Source organism: Trinickia sp. Y13 (assembly GCF_029522115.1).
In the GTDB taxonomy this organism is placed as follows: Bacteria; Pseudomonadota; Gammaproteobacteria; order Burkholderiales; family Burkholderiaceae; genus Trinickia.
On sequence record NZ_JAKWFK010000032.1, the window covers coordinates 1 to 17,347 of the forward strand.

At 59.3% G+C, this 17,347-nt stretch carries 17 protein-coding genes; 5 read left to right on the forward strand and 12 right to left on the reverse strand.

Annotated features, from left to right (window positions below; translation table 11 throughout):
* Window positions 1-148: 148 nt before the first annotated feature.
* The gene (locus MMB74_RS26995) at window positions 149-433 is read right to left on the reverse strand and encodes a hypothetical protein (protein WP_277431667.1); all 285 of its coding nucleotides are present in this window, start codon (window positions 431-433) and stop codon (window positions 149-151) included.
* Window positions 434-468: 35 nt separating this feature from the next.
* On the opposite strand from MMB74_RS26995, the gene MMB74_RS27000 reads away from it, so the two are divergent.
* The 3 genes from MMB74_RS27000 (at window position 469) to MMB74_RS27010 (ending at window position 4,573) form a co-directional block, all read left to right on the forward strand.
* Window positions 469-1,758 carry a homoserine dehydrogenase gene (locus MMB74_RS27000; RefSeq protein WP_277431668.1) on the forward strand — a complete coding sequence of 430 codons (1,290 nt, stop codon included), beginning with the start codon at window positions 469-471 and terminating at the stop codon, window positions 1,756-1,758.
* Window positions 1,759-1,934: 176 nt separating this feature from the next.
* Complete coding sequence (locus tag MMB74_RS27005; protein ID WP_277431669.1) at window positions 1,935-3,761, forward strand: 3'-5' exonuclease; 1,827 nt, start codon at window positions 1,935-1,937, stop codon at window positions 3,759-3,761.
* 500 nt (window positions 3,762-4,261) lie between these two features.
* Window positions 4,262-4,573: a hypothetical protein gene (locus tag MMB74_RS27010; RefSeq protein WP_277431670.1), complete on the forward strand. Its 312-nt coding sequence runs from the start codon at window positions 4,262-4,264 to the stop codon at window positions 4,571-4,573.
* A 92-nt stretch (window positions 4,574-4,665) separates the two neighbouring features.
* On the opposite strand, the gene MMB74_RS27015 is transcribed toward MMB74_RS27010, so the two are convergent.
* The 6 genes from MMB74_RS27015 to MMB74_RS27040 all read right to left on the reverse strand — a co-directional run bounded on the left by MMB74_RS27015 (window position 4,666) and on the right by MMB74_RS27040 (window position 10,778).
* Complete coding sequence (locus MMB74_RS27015) at window positions 4,666-5,412, reverse strand: GNAT family protein (protein WP_277431671.1); 747 nt, start codon at window positions 5,410-5,412, stop codon at window positions 4,666-4,668.
* A gap of 8 nt (window positions 5,413-5,420) precedes the next feature.
* The gene (locus tag MMB74_RS27020; RefSeq protein ID WP_277431672.1) at window positions 5,421-6,950 is read right to left on the reverse strand and encodes an FAD-dependent oxidoreductase; all 1,530 of its coding nucleotides are present in this window, start codon (window positions 6,948-6,950) and stop codon (window positions 5,421-5,423) included.
* Window positions 6,951-7,273: 323 nt separating this feature from the next.
* The gene (locus MMB74_RS27025; RefSeq protein ID WP_277431673.1) at window positions 7,274-7,876 is read right to left on the reverse strand and encodes a LysE family translocator; all 603 of its coding nucleotides are present in this window, start codon (window positions 7,874-7,876) and stop codon (window positions 7,274-7,276) included.
* A gap of 54 nt (window positions 7,877-7,930) precedes the next feature.
* Entirely contained in the window at window positions 7,931-9,133 is a 1,203-nt protein-coding gene (locus tag MMB74_RS27030; RefSeq protein WP_277431674.1) for a pyridoxal phosphate-dependent aminotransferase, read from the reverse strand.
* A gap of 48 nt (window positions 9,134-9,181) precedes the next feature.
* Window positions 9,182-9,694, reverse strand: coding sequence for a gamma-glutamylcyclotransferase (locus MMB74_RS27035; protein ID WP_277431675.1), 513 nt, complete (start codon window positions 9,692-9,694; stop codon window positions 9,182-9,184).
* A 688-nt stretch (window positions 9,695-10,382) separates the two neighbouring features.
* Window positions 10,383-10,778: a GFA family protein gene (locus MMB74_RS27040; RefSeq protein ID WP_277431676.1), complete on the reverse strand. Its 396-nt coding sequence runs from the start codon at window positions 10,776-10,778 to the stop codon at window positions 10,383-10,385.
* Between the two features lie 123 nt (window positions 10,779-10,901).
* Here MMB74_RS27040 and MMB74_RS27045 point away from each other — a divergent pair, with 123 nt between their 5' ends.
* The gene (locus tag MMB74_RS27045) at window positions 10,902-11,807 is read left to right on the forward strand and encodes a LysR family transcriptional regulator (RefSeq protein ID WP_277431677.1); all 906 of its coding nucleotides are present in this window, start codon (window positions 10,902-10,904) and stop codon (window positions 11,805-11,807) included.
* 564 nt (window positions 11,808-12,371) lie between these two features.
* On the opposite strand, the gene MMB74_RS27050 is transcribed toward MMB74_RS27045, so the two are convergent.
* On the reverse strand, window positions 12,372-13,157 hold the full coding sequence (locus MMB74_RS27050) for a helix-turn-helix transcriptional regulator (RefSeq protein ID WP_277431678.1): 786 nt from the start codon (window positions 13,155-13,157) through the stop codon (window positions 12,372-12,374).
* A 143-nt stretch (window positions 13,158-13,300) separates the two neighbouring features.
* Between MMB74_RS27050 and MMB74_RS27055 the strand changes: the two genes are divergently transcribed.
* Window positions 13,301-14,086, forward strand: coding sequence for an alpha/beta hydrolase (locus MMB74_RS27055; RefSeq protein WP_277431679.1), 786 nt, complete (start codon window positions 13,301-13,303; stop codon window positions 14,084-14,086).
* Window positions 14,087-14,358: 272 nt separating this feature from the next.
* On the opposite strand, the gene MMB74_RS27060 is transcribed toward MMB74_RS27055, so the two are convergent.
* From MMB74_RS27060 to MMB74_RS27075, 4 genes are all read right to left on the reverse strand, one after another.
* Window positions 14,359-14,937: a hypothetical protein gene (locus MMB74_RS27060; protein ID WP_277431683.1), complete on the reverse strand. Its 579-nt coding sequence runs from the start codon at window positions 14,935-14,937 to the stop codon at window positions 14,359-14,361.
* 99 nt (window positions 14,938-15,036) lie between these two features.
* On the reverse strand, window positions 15,037-15,420 hold the full coding sequence (locus MMB74_RS27065) for a hypothetical protein (RefSeq protein WP_277431680.1): 384 nt from the start codon (window positions 15,418-15,420) through the stop codon (window positions 15,037-15,039).
* A gap of 62 nt (window positions 15,421-15,482) precedes the next feature.
* A complete protein-coding gene (locus MMB74_RS27070; protein ID WP_277431681.1) occupies window positions 15,483-16,424 on the reverse strand; it encodes an amidohydrolase family protein in 942 nt (313 codons plus the stop codon).
* A gap of 165 nt (window positions 16,425-16,589) precedes the next feature.
* A partial coding sequence (locus MMB74_RS27075) for a hypothetical protein (RefSeq protein ID WP_277431682.1) occupies window positions 16,590-17,347 on the reverse strand: 758 nt, incomplete at its 5' end.

Below are 17,347 nucleotides of genomic sequence, written 5' to 3' on the forward strand. Positions count from 1 at the left end.
GTGAACATCGTCTCGGTGTAGCCGTCCGCTCCGCGCATCGCTTCGCTCTCAGTGTTGGTCGATTCCTTGTTTCAACGTTTACCCCTCCCGCTCGGATGACGTCTGCGGGAGGTTTTTCAACAGCCTGTTAATACGCCGGTTCTCAAGGTCACCGAAACAAGACAGTGGAATAGATATCGGGATCGCTGCTCTCGAACCAGTTGCCTTTGTCCCAATAGACCTGCTTCGTGGTCGCATGGAATCCCAGTACGCCTGGATAGCCGGGGACGGCGAGCTTTTTCCGTCGGCAGTGGTCTTCGGTCACACCCAATATTCGTTTAAAAAAACTGTACGCCCGAAAATTTGCGTGGGGCATAAATTTACCGGGCCGGTCCACCTGCTGAAGAAGCGCGTTGATACTATTTCGCACGGCTATGGAAATAGAAACGTACATTTGAATCCATCCGACAAACACATTCAAGGAAGTAGATGAAAGCTGGCATCGTGGGCTTCGGCAATGTGGCTGCTGCCACCCTCGAGAGCTTCCTGGCGAACCGGGACATCATTCTTGCCAAGGCGCGTTCGCCGATCGACTTCGTTCGGGTTGCCACGCGTACGCCGTCGCGCGCGCGCGGGCGCGTACCGCCGGGCTGCGTGATCGACGATGACCCCCACGGGCTGGTGGACGACCCCGAGGTCGATGTCGTGATCGAGCTGACCGGTAATGTGCCGCTGGGCCGCGAATTGGTGTTGCGTGCGCTTGCGCAGGGCAAGCACGTCATCACGGCCAATAAGGCACTGCTCGCGCGCCACGGGGCGGAGATCATGGCGGCCGCGTCGCGCGCTCGGCGCAGAGTGCTGTTCGAAGGCGCCGTGGCCGTGTCGATTCCAATCGTCAAGACGCTGCGCGAGGCCGTCGCGGCGAACCGCATCACGTCGGTGGTCGGCATTCTGAACGGCACCTCGAACTACGTGCTCTCGCAAATGAGCGAGCACAGCAAGGATTTCGCGACGGCACTCGCGCAAGCCCAGCAAAAGGGGTACGCCGAGGCCGACCCGACGCTCGACATCAACGGCGAGGACGCGGCGCATAAGATCGCCTTGCTGGCTTCGCTCGCTTTCGGCGTCCCTATCGACTTCGGTCATGTTGTTTTCAAGGGCATCACGCAGGTCGAGCGCGAGGATATGGAGTTCGCGAAGCGGCTAGGGTACGAAACCAAGCTCATCGCCCGCGCCGAGCGTGCGGGCGACTGTGTGAACGTTGGCGTGGAGCCGATGCTCGTATCGAACCACTCGATGCTGGCCAAGGTCGGCGGCTCCATGAACGGCATCTTGCTTAAGGGGGATCTGCTCGGCTCAGCGTTTCTCTATGGATCGGGCGCCGGCGGCAGGCAGACATCCAGCGCCGTGCTCGCGGACTTGCTGGAACTCGCGAACGGCAATGGTGGCTATAACATGGGCTTTCGCGACGACGCGCCGTCCACTGCGCCCGCGGGGGAGCGGCGCAGTCTCGACCAAGCGTACTACGTGCGGCTGCGTTTCCAAGACCGCGCCGGTGTGAACGCCGAGGTCGGGCGGGTGCTGGCCAATGCGAATATCTCCGCGCATTCTCTGCTGCAAGACCCCTCCCGCGGCGCGCTTTCGGACCTGATCGTCTTGACGCACCCGGTCTCCGGCGCTCGATTGCGCAAAACGCTGCCGAAACTCCAGGACGCTGCGGGGCCGGGGCATTCGGTTGTCGTCTATCCCGTGCTGGAGGACGCCGGAGACGCGCCATGATGGCGCTATGTCCGCAAGACCGCGATCGCTCATAGCGAAGCCTTGTGCCGATGCGTCATCGAAACAAATGCCGGAACGATCGGTGGTTATAGAACGATTGGTGGTTATATTCAGCCATTGCAGTCAATCAGAGCATGGTAGATTGACAATATTCCAATAAATCGAATATTCCGAGTATGGCCACAATCGTCCCGTCGCTTTCCTCGTGCGTCGGCAAAATGCAAGCCGGGGAACGGCGATTTGCCGAGCGACTTGAACAGAAACTGGAGAGCGATTACCTGATCTGGTATGACGTGCGTGTCGCGTCCATGCAGTCCTACCCGGATTTCGTGATTTTGCATCCTCAGCGAGGATTGCTCGTTCTCGAGGTGAAGGACTGGAAGCCTTCCGTCATTGTGAAGGCCGATCGCAGCGAGTGGCAGATCCTGGGGGAGCATGGCCCGAAGACGGTCGTCAGCCCACTTGAGCAAGCCAGGGGTTACACGCTGGAAATCATCGACGAGCTTCAGCGGGATCCGCAGCTCGTGCACCCGGCGGGGCATGCTTATCAAGGGAAGCTGCGATTCCCGTGGGCGTTCGGCGTGGTGTTGTCCAACATGACTCGGAAGCAGTTCATGGACGGTGGGCTCGATCGAGCGATCGAGCCGGGTCTTGTGATCTGCTCCGATGAGATGACCGAAGCGGTCGACGCGGAACAATTTCAGCAGCGGTTGTGGCTGATGTTCAAGTATCAGTTCCGAGAGAAACTGACGCTGCCGCAAATCGATCGTATTCGATGGATTTTATTCCCCGAGATTCGCATAACGCCCCAGCAGCAGGCGCTGTTCGAGCCCGAGGCCGAGCTTCCGGACATCATGGCGGTGATGGACCTTCAGCAGGAGCAGCTCGCGCGCAGCCTGGGGGACGGTCATCGGGTGATTCACGGTGTCGCGGGCTCGGGCAAAACGATGATCCTTGGGTACCGTGCCGAATATTTGGCGAGTTGCTCGGACAAACCTATCTTGATCCTCTGTTTCAGCGAACCTCTATCCAAGCGATTGAGGAGCTGGATGGACGCCAAGGGGCTGAACGGAAAGGTTGATGCCCGTAGTTTTCATGGTTGGTGTCGTAACCAGTTGGTCACGTATCACCAGTCCCTGCCCACGGAACGGGGCGCTGATTTTTTCCCTGCAGTGGTGCAACGTGTCATCGAATGCGTCGATCGTGGCCACATCCCGGCGGCGCAGTATGGCGCGATTCTGATCGACGAGGGGCATGACTTCCAGCCGGCCTGGTTCAAACTCGTGGTGCAAATGGTGTCGCCCGATAGCAACCGTCTGCTGGTGCTGTACGACGACGCGCAGTCGATCTTCAACCGGGCGAGCCATCGCGGATTCAGTTTCAAGAGCGTTGGTGTTCAGGCCCAGGGGCGAACGACGATTCTGAAAATCAACTACCGCAATACGCGGCAGATCCTCGAGTTGGCTGCTCTGATCGCGAAAGACATCCTCGATCCGAAGGCGACTGACGACGACGGCGTGCCGCTGATCCGTCCGGTCAGTTGTGGGCGGGAGGGACCGCAGCCGCTGTTGATCAAGCTTCCGTCGCTTCGGGACGAGGCGTCCGAAGTTGCTCGACGTCTGGCTCAGGCGCATCAACAAGGCGTCGCGTGGCAGGACATGGCGGTCGTTTATCGAACGTGGTCGGTCGGCAAGGCTTGCGTCGATGCATTGGACAGGGCCAGGATCCCCTATCAGTGGCAGCAGCAAAGCAAGAAGTCGTACTCGCCGACCGCCGATATGGTGACCGTCCTCACCATGCACGCCAGCAAGGGGCTGGAATACCCCTTCGTCGCGATCCCAGGCGTGGGGGCCTTGTCGGCGGAGAAGGATGATCTGGAGCAGGAAGCGCGTCTGTTCTACATCGCGGCCACGCGCTCGACCAATCAGCTCGTGGTAACGGGCAGTGGGGATTCCTTGTTCATGCAGCGATTGTTTCCAGATACTGCGTTGGCACCCGCGTGACGCCTGCACAGCCTATGCTGCAGGTGAGGGGGGTGTCGATGACGCGATTTGAATTGCCCGATGACTTCGCCCGTCGCCGCGCCATTCCGAAGCGTCTGCCGTCTATTTCATCTACAGCCGATCGCGAATCCTGCTCACGGGGTTTTTCGAAGCCCACCTCTATTGATTTAGCCGACTTTTCGCGGACAACATGGGCGATTGTCTGTTGCGCATTCCCATGCGAGGTGGCGAATTCAACTCGAGCGTTCGTTAAGGATTTCTTACGGGAAATCAGCGTCGCCTCATATGAATTTGAAACGCAGTGCAAACCGCATGCAAGCTTCGCCATGCTATATATGACGAATCGTTCGCGCGCTTTCCGGAAGCCGGTTGTGCGTATTGAGGACGTAGGCGTCGAGAACGGGAATGGGGCGCCTATGCCCGACCGTAATCGAACGCAATGACGCCGCCCTCGTGGGCGCTTACGTTATTGCCGCATGCCCGACGGAGGTGCGCTTCAGATGGAAAATCATGACACAACGAATCGGGACCGGCTCACCGACGGGGCGGCCAGCACTGCGCGACGCAACAGCGAGGCGGTGGCGCGCTTCGGCGCCCGCTTGGGCGTGCTGTGCAAGTTCATCGACGCTGTGCTGCCGCAACTTGCTGCCGAGCAGTGCACGCAGATCGATCGTTCGTTCCGCCAAGGCGTCGAGGAACTGCTCGCGCGCACCGAGGATGTCGTTATGCCACCGACGTATCACACCACGTTGATGGAACAAACGAACGTTCTGCTGTCGGCGCTTGCGCAACGCGGCGGCACCGGGCGTTAGCAGCGAACACATTGGCGATCAAAGCCGAGGACATGGCCGAGAGCAGCTACGACGCGGTACGGGGTTTCGGCCGTGCGGTCAGTGCAGCCAAGTTAGTCGGAGGACGGATTTGGCCGGCCCTCGGCGATATATCGGGCGGGTGCTTCAAGCGGGCTTCGAGCTTCCTCTGCGGGGGCAAGGTCACTCAGCTCGGAACGCCTGAGCGCAACGATCTGCCGCCCCGCCGAATCGAAGTTCGCGGGCTCAAGCCAAGCATGTAGCGCCGCCTTCCGCGCGGGCCATTCTGCGTCGAGAAGTGAAAACACCGCAGTGTCGCGGCTTCGTGCCTTGACGATCATGTGTTGCCGAAGAACGCCTTCCGCGTGGAAACCAAATCTCAGCGCCGCGCGAGCGGAGGCTTGATTCGCTGCATCGCTTCGCCATTCGCAGCGACGACAGCCCAGATACTCGAAGACATGTCGGGCCAGGAGACACAGTGCCTCGGTTCCGCCTCGGCTGTTTCGCAGAACGGGAGCAAACAACACGTAGCCGATCTCGACGGAGCGGTGCGTCGGACTGTAGCGCATTAGACTCACTTTGCCGACAACGTCGCGGGATTCGTTGTCCACGATGACGAACGGCATAAACCCATCCAGACCAGCGATGCTTTCCAGATGCACACGGTAAGTCGGTACGTCGGGAAACGGACCGTCGCGCAGGAAGCGCCACAGGTCCTCGCATGCGGGGCCGTGGCAGGCGGCATACAAGCGCTCGGCGTGAACAGCAGGATCGAGCGGAATCAGGCTGACGTACCGGCCGTGCAGCGCTACCGCTTCGATGTCGCCCGAATTGTGCTTCATTCCGGTGGTCACGCAGATCGCAAGACCGTCCGTTCCGTTCGGGCACCAGCGAGAAACGCGGCTGCCCGATCAGGGTGATACAGCGTATGCATCGGGTGTGTCTCTCCGTTCAATAACGAGGCGACGGCCTTTCCAACGGCAGGCGCTTGCGCGAAACCGCCCGTGTTGTGGCCGCCGGTGATGATGCAATGTCCAGCGGTCACGGTCGGAATTGTTTCGAATATCCCAAGGCTCGACGAGGTCCACGGGCGCACGCAATACCTTAGTTCGCTCTTGAGATCGCCCGACGCCATCGCAGCGTGATAGGCGGCCGGGAAATACTTCTGTGCTGTGTCGACCAGTCCCGCGTACATGACCTCGAGCAGACGCGCATCGATATTGTTCGCATCGATACCGGTGTAGCCGTAGCCCGATCCGATAATCATGATTGGGGCACCGATCTCGTCCGTAGCTACGGTGATGTTCGCGTCCTCGGTCACGTGGCCCTTGCGCGCAAGCTTGAGCGAATTGCGCAGCGACCAATCAATGTTCGGCAACCTGAGCCAAGCTCCGAGCACCCCATTGATCTTGCCTTCCGAAGCGGTGCCTTTCAACAACGTGCTGCCGTATGCGCCCGGTGAGATGACGATATTTTCCGATGTCAGCATGCCGTCGGAAAGCCTCACGCCGGCCACCTTGCCGCGTCCCTCGAATACCAGTTGCTGCGCGCGCCGGTTCCAGTGCGTGCGAACGCCTTTCGCCTCCAGTCGCTCAATCAGCAGCCGCATAAACTTGTGCGCGTTGATCGTAAAACCGACGACGTCCACGCCGCCGGCGATGTGGCCAGCGTCGACCGCCGCGGCGAGTGCCGGTTGTTCACGAGCAACATCCGCGCCGGACAGTATCGAGCGGGCCGCACCGATGCGCCTTTGCCGTGCGACAGCTGCTGCGAAATTTTCCGTATCCGAATAGATCCGCAACACGCCTTCACGGATCAGGCTATCTTCGAAAAGCTGCGGGTCACTGTCGATCCATGCATCCCACAGCTCCCTGCTTTCGCGTGTCAGCGAAAAAATGTCATCGTTGTAGCTATCGGCCAGCCAAGTCGGAATGCTTTCGAACTCCGCCACCCAGGCATGTTCCTCTTGCGACAAGCTGCCGGCGTGGTGCGTTGCCCAACCGAATTCCGATACCGAACGCTGGAACGCGGTGTTCATCGATTCGTGAATTTCGCGCGAGTTATAGTTGTCCATCTCCGACAACGTGAACATCCGAGCGTCGTCACCACCGCGGCTGCATCCGAACGACATCCAGTCGGCTTCCGTGCGCGGGTCAGGACGGGCGTCGACTATCTCGATGTCGTAGTCGCGCTGCGAAAGGTAGTGTGCCGTGATGAGGTTGACGAGGCCGCCGCCTATCAATGTCACTCGTCGTGATGCAGACACGCGACGGCTACCGGCGTGGTAACGCTCGTCATACTGAGCAGTGAAAGCGTGTTCCAGTGTCTTCAGCGCCCCGATATACGCATCTTCGTCGCCGTTCTCCTCGATGCTCAGCACGACCGCACTCCCGAATGCACCGGAGTCGTCCTCGCCGCCCCGCACACCGATCAAGACGTAGTAGCACGGCTCGGATCGGTCGCCGGCCCAATCGGCAACGACGTCGCCGGGCAACGCGGTGCGCGTCACAACTGCATCGACATCGCTTTCGATCAGGACGCGGCGCACAACGGTTGGACCCTTGTGGAGCACGTCGGGCCGATAGATGACGTTTTTGGCCAAAACATGATTCGCCAAATCGTCATCGAGGCGATCGAGTATCAGAATTCGCACGTTGACCTCTCTTTATTTTGTATTCATACCTACGTTGGTTGCCGTCTACTTCAGACGACTACGATGATGGCCGTCGCGGTCAACAGCAGCGCCATGCCCGCGTTGAAAACCCGCAGTCGAAACTCATTGGTCAATAACTTGCCGATCCCCACTCCGAAAGACGTCCAGATCGAGCCGGACACGAAATTCACCAGCGCGCAAATCGTGAAGATGCGAATGCCTGCCGCCCAAGCCGACGTTCCGGGCGGAAGGAACAACGTGGCAGTCGTGATCGCCTTGACCCATGCCTTAGGATTGACGACCTGAAAGAGCGCGGCGTCGAAAAAGGTCAAGGGCTTCACTACCGCCTTGGCCTTCGCGACTCTCGCCCCGACGAGTTTGTACGCGAGATAAAGCAGGTAAGCCGCGCCGCACCATTTCAACACGCCCTGAAGCCAAGGGAAATAAACAAATACGACGCCGAAGCCGATACAGAGCAAGAACGTTTGGAGCGCACACCCGGAGACGATGCCGCTGACGTGCGGCAGCGTCCGGCCGAAACCAAATGTGGCTCCGGAGGTCGTCAACATGACGTTGTTGGGGCCGGGCGTAACGGACATGATCATGTAGTACGTCGCCAGCGGCACGACTGCGATTGGGGGGGGGCTTATCATGTTGTCGTTGTTCTAATTGAATGCGGGTTGTCTGGCTCGATTGGGCGGGTGCGATCACCGCAGGCTTTCGCAAAACCGATGGATGCGGCCGCATGCTTCTTCGAGGACCTGCGTCGATGTCGCGTATGAGATGCGAAAGTTCGGACCGAGCCCGAACGCACTACCATGCACGGTAGCCACCGCCTCGTCTTCGATCAGCGCTGTGACGAAGTCCTCGTCGGTCGCGATCAGCTTGCCTTTCGATGTGCGTTTGCCGATTGCCCCGTCGCATGACGGATAAACGTAGAAGGCCCCTTCCGGTGTGCCGCACTGCAGATGCGGCGTGCGATTGAGAAGGCCTATAACGAGGTCGCGACGCTCCTTGAATGCTTTCCTGAATCGAGGAAGATGGCTCTGCGGGCCATTCAGCGCTTCGACTGCGGCCCACTGGGCGATTGAGCACGTCCCCGAAGTTTGCTGACCTTGGATCAGGTCCATCGCGTCGATCAGCACCTTGGGACCGGCGGCGTAGCCGACCCGCCAACCGGTCATCGCATAGGCTTTCGAGACGCCGTTCATGGTCAAGGTGCGGTCGTACAGCAACGGCTCGACCTGTGCTGGCGTCACAAATTCGAAATCATCGTAGACGAGGTGCTCGTACATATCGTCCGTGAGAATCCATACATGCGGATGGCGTACCAGGACATCGGTCAGCGCCTTGAGTTCATCACGCGTGTAGGCGGCTCCCGATGGATTCGACGGCGAGTTGAGAATGATCCATTTGGTGCGCGGCGTGATCGCGCGATCGAGGTCCTCTGCCTGCAGTTTGTATGCATGGTGCTTGTGGGTCGGAACTGCGACCGGCGTACCGCCGCATAGGGATACCATTTCCGGATACGAAACCCAGTAAGGGCTCGGAATAAGGACTTCGTCACCCGGCCCGAGTGTCGCCAGCAACGCGTTGAAAATCACGTGCTTCGCGCCGGCGCTCACGATCGTCTGCGAGGACTTGTAGATCAGGCCGTTTTCGCGTTCGAACTTACGTGCGATCGCCTCGCGCAACTCAGGAATGCCCGCCGACGTGGTGTACTTGGTTTCGCCGCGCCGGATTGCGGCAATCGCCGCTTCCTTGATATTGTCGGGCGTATCGAAGTCTGGCTCCCCCGTCGACAACGACATGACATCGACGCCTTCGGCGCGGAGAACACGAGCCTTCTGAGTAATAGCGAGCGTCGCGGACGGTTTAACAGACGACAAACGTTCGGCTAGAAATGACATGGGGATCCTGAGTGGAACAGTTGAACGGGCGTTGCTAACGCGCGGCGCTCACGCCGGCAAACGATCTGCGACTTCGACACATACCGGAAGCGACTTGAGTCGCTCGACGTAGGCTTCGGGAAGAATATCGGATCCGGCGAGGAGATGGTTGAGATACGCGAGCCGCGGTTTCAGTTGTGAATCGAGGTTGTTACGAGCGACATACGTGGTAGCGATGATGTATTCATTGTTCTCGGGGCGCAAAACGCGAGCGATAACACGCTCATATTGGCCGCTTGCGACGTTCTCATAGTGATCGAGCACGTTGAGTCCGTGCCCCGATATGCGATTCAGGGTGCCGAAAACATGCGCTCCACGGCTTTCCACTAAATTTGCGGCCGCTGCACCGGGGAAGTAAGCCGACGGTTTGTCGAACGTTAACGCCCAATCGTCGAGCCGCCCCAGCACACGTTCGTAACAGGCCGCGCCTGCGGGAGCGAGACGGGCATCGATCAAACGAGCAGGATCCATGTTCGATCCATAAGCAAAATACCAAACAGAATCACACACATCATTACCCATGATACTTCCGGAGTTTCATCGAATGGAATTTAAAATCGGTACCCTGGCGACTACTATCTAAGAGTCACCATCCGGGTAGATCTCAATCACAGATTGAAGCGCGCTTGCTTATTTATGCAGATAGGCTGCGGGTAAGGAAAAATGCATGCTTAGGAGATATATTTCTATTTTGTATAAATAATTTTAACGAAACGATACCAGCATCGTCGCGCGGCCCAGGGCGAAAAATAATATATCGAGCGCAGCTATGGCAACGAAAAATTTTTTATGCGGAGCATAATAATTTATTTGAAAACGTTTTCGCTTGCCAACAACAAAGCGGAAGATTGTCTGGGATCTGAGGTTACGGCTGCAGAGCTTGGCAGGCTGCTGAAATTCCGGAGGTGCGGGTCACTGCGGAAGGTCCCAGAAGCGTCGATAGAAGGACGTGGATTTGCCCCCGAAAATCGAATCGATTGCTGAGTCTGTAAACTCAAGCAGGGAAGAAACGAGGTCGGAGGCATGTCGTTATACAGACGCGGGCAGAGCGGTCTGATGCGCTTTCTCGACGGTCGCCGTGACGTTCTGTACGTTGACGAGCTGTTCCTGCGTTTGGCCCGTCGGCTCAATGCCGCTTTGCGACGGTGGCGTCGCCTGCGAATAAAATGACGTGCAAAGCTGGCTTCAAACGCTCGCCTGGATGGTGTCGTCAGTATTCTTCATGTTGGGGAAGTTGGTCTGTAATGTCGAACCACGGAGCCTTGCTTCCCACGAAAACATGCCGCTCTGCCCGCACGCCGGGATTGGTATCCAAAGTTCCGAGTGGGAACCCAACCACTTCCGGATGTTGGTCGAAGCGCGTCAACAGGCTCGATCCACATTCACTGCAAAAACCCTTGTGTTCGCCCGGCGAGGACTCGTAGTACTTGACGAGTTTCTTTCCCGATACCCATTCCCAATCTTTGCTCGCCACCTTGGCACGTGTACGAAAGGCTGCAGCGTGCATCTTTCGACACATTGAGCAATGGCAGTTGAGAACGTCAGTCATTGGGCCGTGGATGCGGTACTGTACGCGCCGGCAAAGACAGCTTCCGCGCTGAGTCATGAGGTTCTCCCGTTTGTCGGTGATGGGTCAAGACAGGCAATACAAAAACTCTACAGCCGGTTGAAACTTTGATAAAGTGACTGGCCGTTAATGCATTCTTCACGTTTATTGAATAATTGCTGGATGGACCAGTTTTTCAACATGCGGGTGTTCTGTCAGATCGTCGACTCGGGCAGCCTGGCGCAGGCCACACGCGTGCTCGGCCTTGCGCCCGCCACCGTCACCGGTGTTTTGGCGCGGATGGAAAAGAAACTCGGCGTGCGCCTGCTCGACCGCACCACGCGGCGCATCAACGTCACGGAAGCCGGGCGGCTTTGGTATGTGCATGCCAACCGAATCATCGAGCAGTCGATGGAGGCAGAAGACGCTGTACGTAGCTTGGCTGCGGAACCGCGTGGCGCTCTTCGCGTCACGTTGCCCTTAGGCGTGGCGATGACTTTCGTTTATCCCCATCTGCATGAATTCTCAATGCAGTTTCCGAAGATCGATCTCGATCTTCAGGTGAGCGACCGGATTGTCGACCTCGTCGGGAATCGCTTTGACCTTGCCCTTCGTGCCGGCCATGCCAAAGACTCCGATCTAATGATTCGCCGATTGCTGTCTTATCGCCGTATTACCTGCGCCAGCGCCAAGTACCTTGCACTGAATGGAGCGCCAGAGCACCCCTCGGATCTACTGCAGCATCAATGTCTTTTGTATCGTCATGAGCCGCATTCCCTGCACTGGGAGTACCGGATTGATGGCGTCACGGTGAAGATCCCCGTTAAAGGTGCGCACGCGAGCAACGAATCGCACGCGCTGCTCGCATGGGCCCGGACCGGGCTCGGGATTACGATTCAGCCAGAATGGCTTGTCAACGACGATCTGCGCAACGGACGTTTGATCCGCTTGTTGGACGACTATGCGATGAACATGCCCTCAGAATGCCCGGCCATCTATGCCGTATTTCCGAAGGCACGCAACCGCCCGAAGAAGGTGGAGGCCTTTGTGCAGTTCTTCGCAGGGAAAATGAAGGGGCACTACAGCTAAGAGGGAAGCGCTTTGTGCTATCGGGAATGACCGCTCAGGGTGTGCGTGCTGCCGGACGCGAGTGTGCTGCATCGCGGCCGTTCTCCGCCGCTTCATCGGACCGATCGCATCGACATGGTGGTTGCGGGCCGGCGTTGGCCAACTCCGTATTGGTGCAGTCTGGCGGTCGCTTGGCTCGAGCAAGGGCTATCGATCGACGATGCCATCGTTGAACTGCTGCAGGCGATCGCCGGAAATCGAAGTTTTCTTCAGGATCTACGTCACCGCGCATTTTCCATCTACAGACGGTCGGCGAAACATAGGAGAGGTCGATGGTCGGGGCATCCTATTTTCGGTCGCGGGAGCTTTGCTCTACCAGAAGCGGTCGTTTGATGGCGGCTCGATGATTGAGATTGCGGCCATACATCCGGAACATCGCCACAGGCAAAAGCCAGGCTCCGGTGCTGGCATTGCACCGGACAGGTAGCGCGGGTAGAGCAGGGCGGATCGACCTGTCGGCCGAGGCAGGTCGGTTCGGTAACGTCTTTCCGTCGTGGTACGCCTTTCTCGTGGTGGGCAAGCCGCTCATGCCGGGCGGCGACTCTCCAGATACCGACTCGGCGTTTCCCCAAGGACTCGACGGAATGCTGAGGAAAACGCACTGGGACTGGTGTAGCCCAGGTCGAGCGCGATCCGTGTTACCGCCTGTCCTCTGCTCAAACGTTCGATGGCCGCGAGTAGGCAAACCTGCTGGCGCCATTCGGCGAAACTGACGCCGGTCTGTGCACGGAAAAGTCGCGTAAAGGTCCGTCGGCTCATGCCGACATCCGCCGCCATCGCGTCGAGTCCGATCGTGATGGATGGTGTGTCGAACAACCGTCGGCACGCACGTGCAAGGCGACGATCGCTCGGCAGCGGTGCGTGAAGCGAAAGGCGCGGCATCGACGCTATTTCAGCGACAAGGAGATTCATCAGCTTGCCGGCGCGTCCATTGACGTCGTACATGGCCGGCAAATCAATCGCCTCTTCGAGCAATTGCTTCAGAAGCGCAGAAACGCCGTAGACGACGCAACGGGCCGGCATACGTGCGGTACTTGCTTCGTCCGACGACACGAAGGCATTGAGCATGGTCACCGGGCCGCTCATTGTCATTTCGTGCGCAACGCCGGCCGGTACCCAGCAGGCCCGTTGCGGTGGCACGAGCCAGCGGCCTTTGGGGGTTGCCACGCTGATCGTTCCGTGCGAGGCGAACGCGAACTGGCCGCGCCGATGCGTGTGCATTGGAAACGTTGAGCCGGCCGGATACGCGTTCGCGGTCACGACCACGCTTCGTGGGATGTCCTCGAACGGATCGACCAGTGTATTTCGCATGGCCCGAATTCTACAGTGGATGACCCAATACCGAAGGCGGGCGCGGGGTGGTGGCTTTACGATTTGCAGCCATCGTTGCGTGGCGTCTCGTCAGCGTTCGCCGTGCGGCGAACGACGCCCCTTTCATTCGCACTGGAATCGATATGCCCAACACGTTTCATCGCGTGGGGAACGGTCCGCACCCCGTTCTCGTTCTACACGGTTGGTTTGGCGACGCCCACTCGTTCGAGCCGATCGAACCCTGGCTATCCCTTGATGTTTTCAGCTACGTGTTCATGGACTATCGTGGTTACGGAGGTATGCGGGAAACGCACGGAGCATATACGATCGACGAGATCGCCACCGATGCGTTGACTCTGGCTGACGCACTTGGGCTGCCCACTTTCAGTCTGGTCGGCCACTCGATGGGTGGTATGGCGATCGAGCGGATCGCCACGTTCACGCCAGACCGGGTGCGGGCCATGGTCGCCGTTGCCCCGGTTCCATGCGGCGGCATACGATATGACTCCACGACACGGCGCTTTCTGGAAGACGCTGCGCACCTCTTGGAAAGTCGCAGGACCATCATCGATCGCAGTACCGGCAACCGATTGCCCGCATCCTGGGTTGACTGGAAGGCGGCGTATTCCGCATCGCGTTCCTCTGGCGAAGCATTTGCAGCGTACCTTCGTGCTTGGGCCGATACGGATTTCAGCGATGAGATTGCCGGAGTGCATCCGGTGAAGGTATTGGTTGGCGAACATGATCCGACGTTCACTGCCGGATTGATGGCCGACACCTATCTGCGTCGATATCCTCTCGCGAGCGTCGACATGCTGAAAAACGCCGGCCACTACCCAATGAACGAAACGCCGCTCGCACTTGCGGCCGCCATGGAATCCTTCCTAAGCGACCCCGTCACCGTTGACATCGCACCATCGGTGCCTTGATGGCGGGTGACTCGCGTGATCAACCGTTGAGTTCAAGCGTTGACGTCGATGCTCCGGCGTAACGATTGTTCTGCGTGGCGCTGGGCGTTGGGCGGTGTTCCGTTCTTCCCAGTGCGGATGATGCGTCCAACGAGTTCTGTGCGTTCATTGTGTGCTGTGGGAATGGTCCGATTCAAGGGGTAAGTCCGGTCATTTTTAAAGCAGATGATGAGAAAGTGCAGTGACTTCGCCGTCACAGCCGGAGCTTCCGCCCGCCCATCAGCGCCAGCGAGTCAACGCGCACTTTGGGCCGCTTTCCAAAGATCCTGCGGCCCGACGTTCGCATACCACGCGTTGAATTGAGACCGCCATTGTTCAAACGGTTTGCTCAATGGGTGCCGCGGATCTCCGCTTAGCGAATAGGCCATACCTTCGATCAGCCATTTCGGTTTCGTCGCTACGGCAATGTTGCCGAGCGATTCCGCCTGGCGGTAGTGGATCATTTCATGCACGAGGTAGAACGGCTTCCAGCCACGCGGTGCCACGGCCATGCCGAAGTCGCCGGCGGTCTCCGCTGCACGCCGCCCTAGGCCAAACTCGTCGGCACACGCGGCCGTTGTGCAGAACACCACACGCGGTGCGCTGCGGAATGGCCCGACGGCTGCAACCGCTTGTTCATACCCTTCGCGGTAGAGCCGTCGCGCATCGCCGAGCAACGCAGCGTTATCGATGCAAATGTTGGGGCTAGGGCACTCAATTCCCGGCATCAGCGTGGGCGCGACGACGCGAAGAGGCTTTACAAAGGCAAACGCGGCGGCAGGCAACGCCGCCAGGATGCCGATGGCGATCCAAAGAACACGTGTGGATTTCATCGCTGTTGGTACGAAGGTCATGGACCGAACTCGCGGAGCGGGGCCCGGGGGCAGACTACGATGGTTCGATCACCCGAGGGAGCGTCGCCTCATGGCACGTTACGAAAGCAAAGATCTGATTCGCCGCCACCGCTTAGTCGCGGCATCCGGCAGCGACCTGGACGTTCCCAAACGCATCAACAGGCGGGATATGCCGATTCTCTCGCGTTCAAGGTAAGCCCGTATCTCCTTCACGACCGTGTCTTGTGCCCACCCTTCCATTTCGGGCACAGCGAGCGCAGAAAGATTGCTGCGAAAAACCGGCGCGACCTCTTCGCGCAGTACCTTTTCGAGCTGGTCGAGGGGGTAACCGAATGCGCGCAGTGTTTCGGCAATCCTGGCGTAATCGTAGTCCTGGAGTTCCTTTCCGACGAACAGTTCCGAGAGCGTTTCCCAGACCTGGGCGCGGCGTTCGAGGTTCAACGGTTCCGTCACGATGATCACCTGGTCGGGCGTGGATACAAAGAGCCGAAACTCGATTCAGCGCGTCCTGCCTGGCAGGGGTTTCAGCTCCGCTCGGAGTTCCATGTTTGGTTCGATTGACAGCTCTCGAGGCTGCACGAAAAGCCATAAAGGCGGGCGGGATTGGCGACCAGGATTCGTCGGCGAATTTCTGGGTCGGGCGCCCACTCGGCGAGCAGGTTCAGCAGCCTGCCGGTGTCCGGCGTTCGGCTCAGGGATACGTGAGGCCAGTCGCTTCCCCACAACATGCGGTCCGGCGCGTCCCGGATCAGCGTCCGGGCGAAAGGGGTGACGTCCTCGAAGCTTTGAAAGCGATCACTGATGCGATAGGCACCTGACAGCTTGACCCAGTAGCCGTGATCGGCGACAAGGTGCCGCAGCGCGGTGAAGCCCCGATTCTCAAGGCCGGCGGCTACGGACATATGCCCCAGATGATCGATGACGCCTACGACTGGCAGGCTTACCATGCGCGGCATCAGTTCGGGCAGGTCGCGAACGTCCATCAGGAACTGCATGTGCCAACCAAGATGCTTGATGCGTTGGGCGAGCGTCTCCATCGCCGCGAAGCCGATGCCGCCGCCGAACAGCACATTGATACGCAGGCCGCGCACGCCGGCTTCGTGCAGCATTTCCAGTTCCCGGTCGGTGACGTCGGGAGACACTACGGCGACGCCCCTCAGGCGGTCTGTGTGGCGCTGCAGCACTTCGAGCATGCAGCGGTTATCCGTGCCATACACGCTGATTTGGACCAGCACTCCGTAGGTCATGCGCAGAGCATCGAGCATGGCCAAATATTTGTCTTCAGGGGCTGGCGGCGGTGTATAGCTGCGTGCGGCGGCGGCCACCATCGGATAAGCCGGATCGCCAGAGATTACGTGGGCGTGGGTATCGACCGCGCCAAACGGTATGTCGAAGGCAGGGAGCTCAACCTCGTCGTGCGCTGCGGCGCACGGCGGTGCCGGCTCACCATAGGTCGGTTCGTTCATCTATCTCCTCCATCTGAAACATTGAGACCATCCCGCGACCGCGGGTGATTTTCATGCGCGGCTGCCCCTCTGATGCCTACGGTAAACTCATGTATCGCTAGTCGGCTTCCGAGGCTTTTTGACGGCTTCCTTCGACAGTCGGGCCGCTACAGGCAGGCGAGCATATCAGGTCGGACTGTTCTCGGGGGCAGGCATCACGAAGTTCGCCGTTGCCTCGACCATCGTTTGCGCGTCCGTTAGCAGGCTCGGCACGCCGCGCCCGCCAAACGAGGCGGAGATGCCGGCCGCCCGCACCTCCGTTACCACCGACGTCCATGGATCGGCCGCCTGCAGGCGATCGCGCACGCGGCCGGCGAAGCCGTCGTCAAGCACCGGCTGCGGAACCGGGTGATTCCTTGGCGACATCTGTTCCAACGCCTCCTCGGCCTGGTCCAGGCGCTGCCATATCTGCGATCGAAATCCCGCGGCGAACTCCTCCGTCCATTCGTGGTACTCGGCCGCGCGCTCGATATCGAAGGCGGCATGGGTCTCGACCTGCGCGCGATCCTTGCCGAGCCGGCTATCCTCCGCGAACACGGCATGGCCTTCCGACCAGGGATCCATGACGACGGGCGGCGCCTCGGCATCGCCATGCACCTCGGCCCAGGTGTGCTCGCCGCGGGAAACCATCCGCACCTGCTCCAGGGATGAGCGGCCCGCCTCTTGAGCCTGCTTTCCATAGGACAGGGCGGCGACGCTCGCGAAGTTGTCGCAGACCCCGGCATCGAAAACCTTTGCCGCCATCGCGAGCGTGGCATAGCAGGCTGTTGAAAAACCTCCCGCAGACGTCATCCGAGCGGGAGGGGTAAACGTTGAAACAAGGAATCGACCAACACTGAGAGCGAAGCGATGCGCGGAGCGGACGGCTACACCGAGACGATGTT

Bases quoted from the DNA above. Each gene is read 5' to 3' on its own strand.
- MMB74_RS26995 (WP_277431667.1), bottom strand. From the start codon at position 433: ATGTACGTTTCTATTTCCATAGCCGTGCGAAATAGTATCAACGCGCTT.
- MMB74_RS27000 (WP_277431668.1), top strand. From the start codon at position 469: ATGAAAGCTGGCATCGTGGGCTTCGGCAATGTGGCTGCTGCCACCCTC.
- MMB74_RS27005 (WP_277431669.1), top strand. From the start codon at position 1,935: ATGGCCACAATCGTCCCGTCGCTTTCCTCGTGCGTCGGCAAAATGCAA.
- MMB74_RS27010 (WP_277431670.1), top strand. From the start codon at position 4,262: ATGGAAAATCATGACACAACGAATCGGGACCGGCTCACCGACGGGGCG.
- MMB74_RS27015 (WP_277431671.1), bottom strand. From the start codon at position 5,412: ATGAAGCACAATTCGGGCGACATCGAAGCGGTAGCGCTGCACGGCCGG.
- MMB74_RS27025 (WP_277431673.1), bottom strand. From the start codon at position 7,876: ATGATAAGCCCCCCCCCAATCGCAGTCGTGCCGCTGGCGACGTACTAC.
- MMB74_RS27030 (WP_277431674.1), bottom strand. From the start codon at position 9,133: ATGTCATTTCTAGCCGAACGTTTGTCGTCTGTTAAACCGTCCGCGACG.
- MMB74_RS27035 (WP_277431675.1), bottom strand. From the start codon at position 9,694: ATGGGTAATGATGTGTGTGATTCTGTTTGGTATTTTGCTTATGGATCG.
- MMB74_RS27040 (WP_277431676.1), bottom strand. From the start codon at position 10,778: ATGACTCAGCGCGGAAGCTGTCTTTGCCGGCGCGTACAGTACCGCATC.
- MMB74_RS27045 (WP_277431677.1), top strand. From the start codon at position 10,902: ATGGACCAGTTTTTCAACATGCGGGTGTTCTGTCAGATCGTCGACTCG.
- MMB74_RS27050 (WP_277431678.1), bottom strand. From the start codon at position 13,157: ATGCGAAATACACTGGTCGATCCGTTCGAGGACATCCCACGAAGCGTG.
- MMB74_RS27055 (WP_277431679.1), top strand. From the start codon at position 13,301: ATGCCCAACACGTTTCATCGCGTGGGGAACGGTCCGCACCCCGTTCTC.
- MMB74_RS27060 (WP_277431683.1), bottom strand. From the start codon at position 14,937: ATGAAATCCACACGTGTTCTTTGGATCGCCATCGGCATCCTGGCGGCG.
- MMB74_RS27070 (WP_277431681.1), bottom strand. From the start codon at position 16,424: ATGAACGAACCGACCTATGGTGAGCCGGCACCGCCGTGCGCCGCAGCG.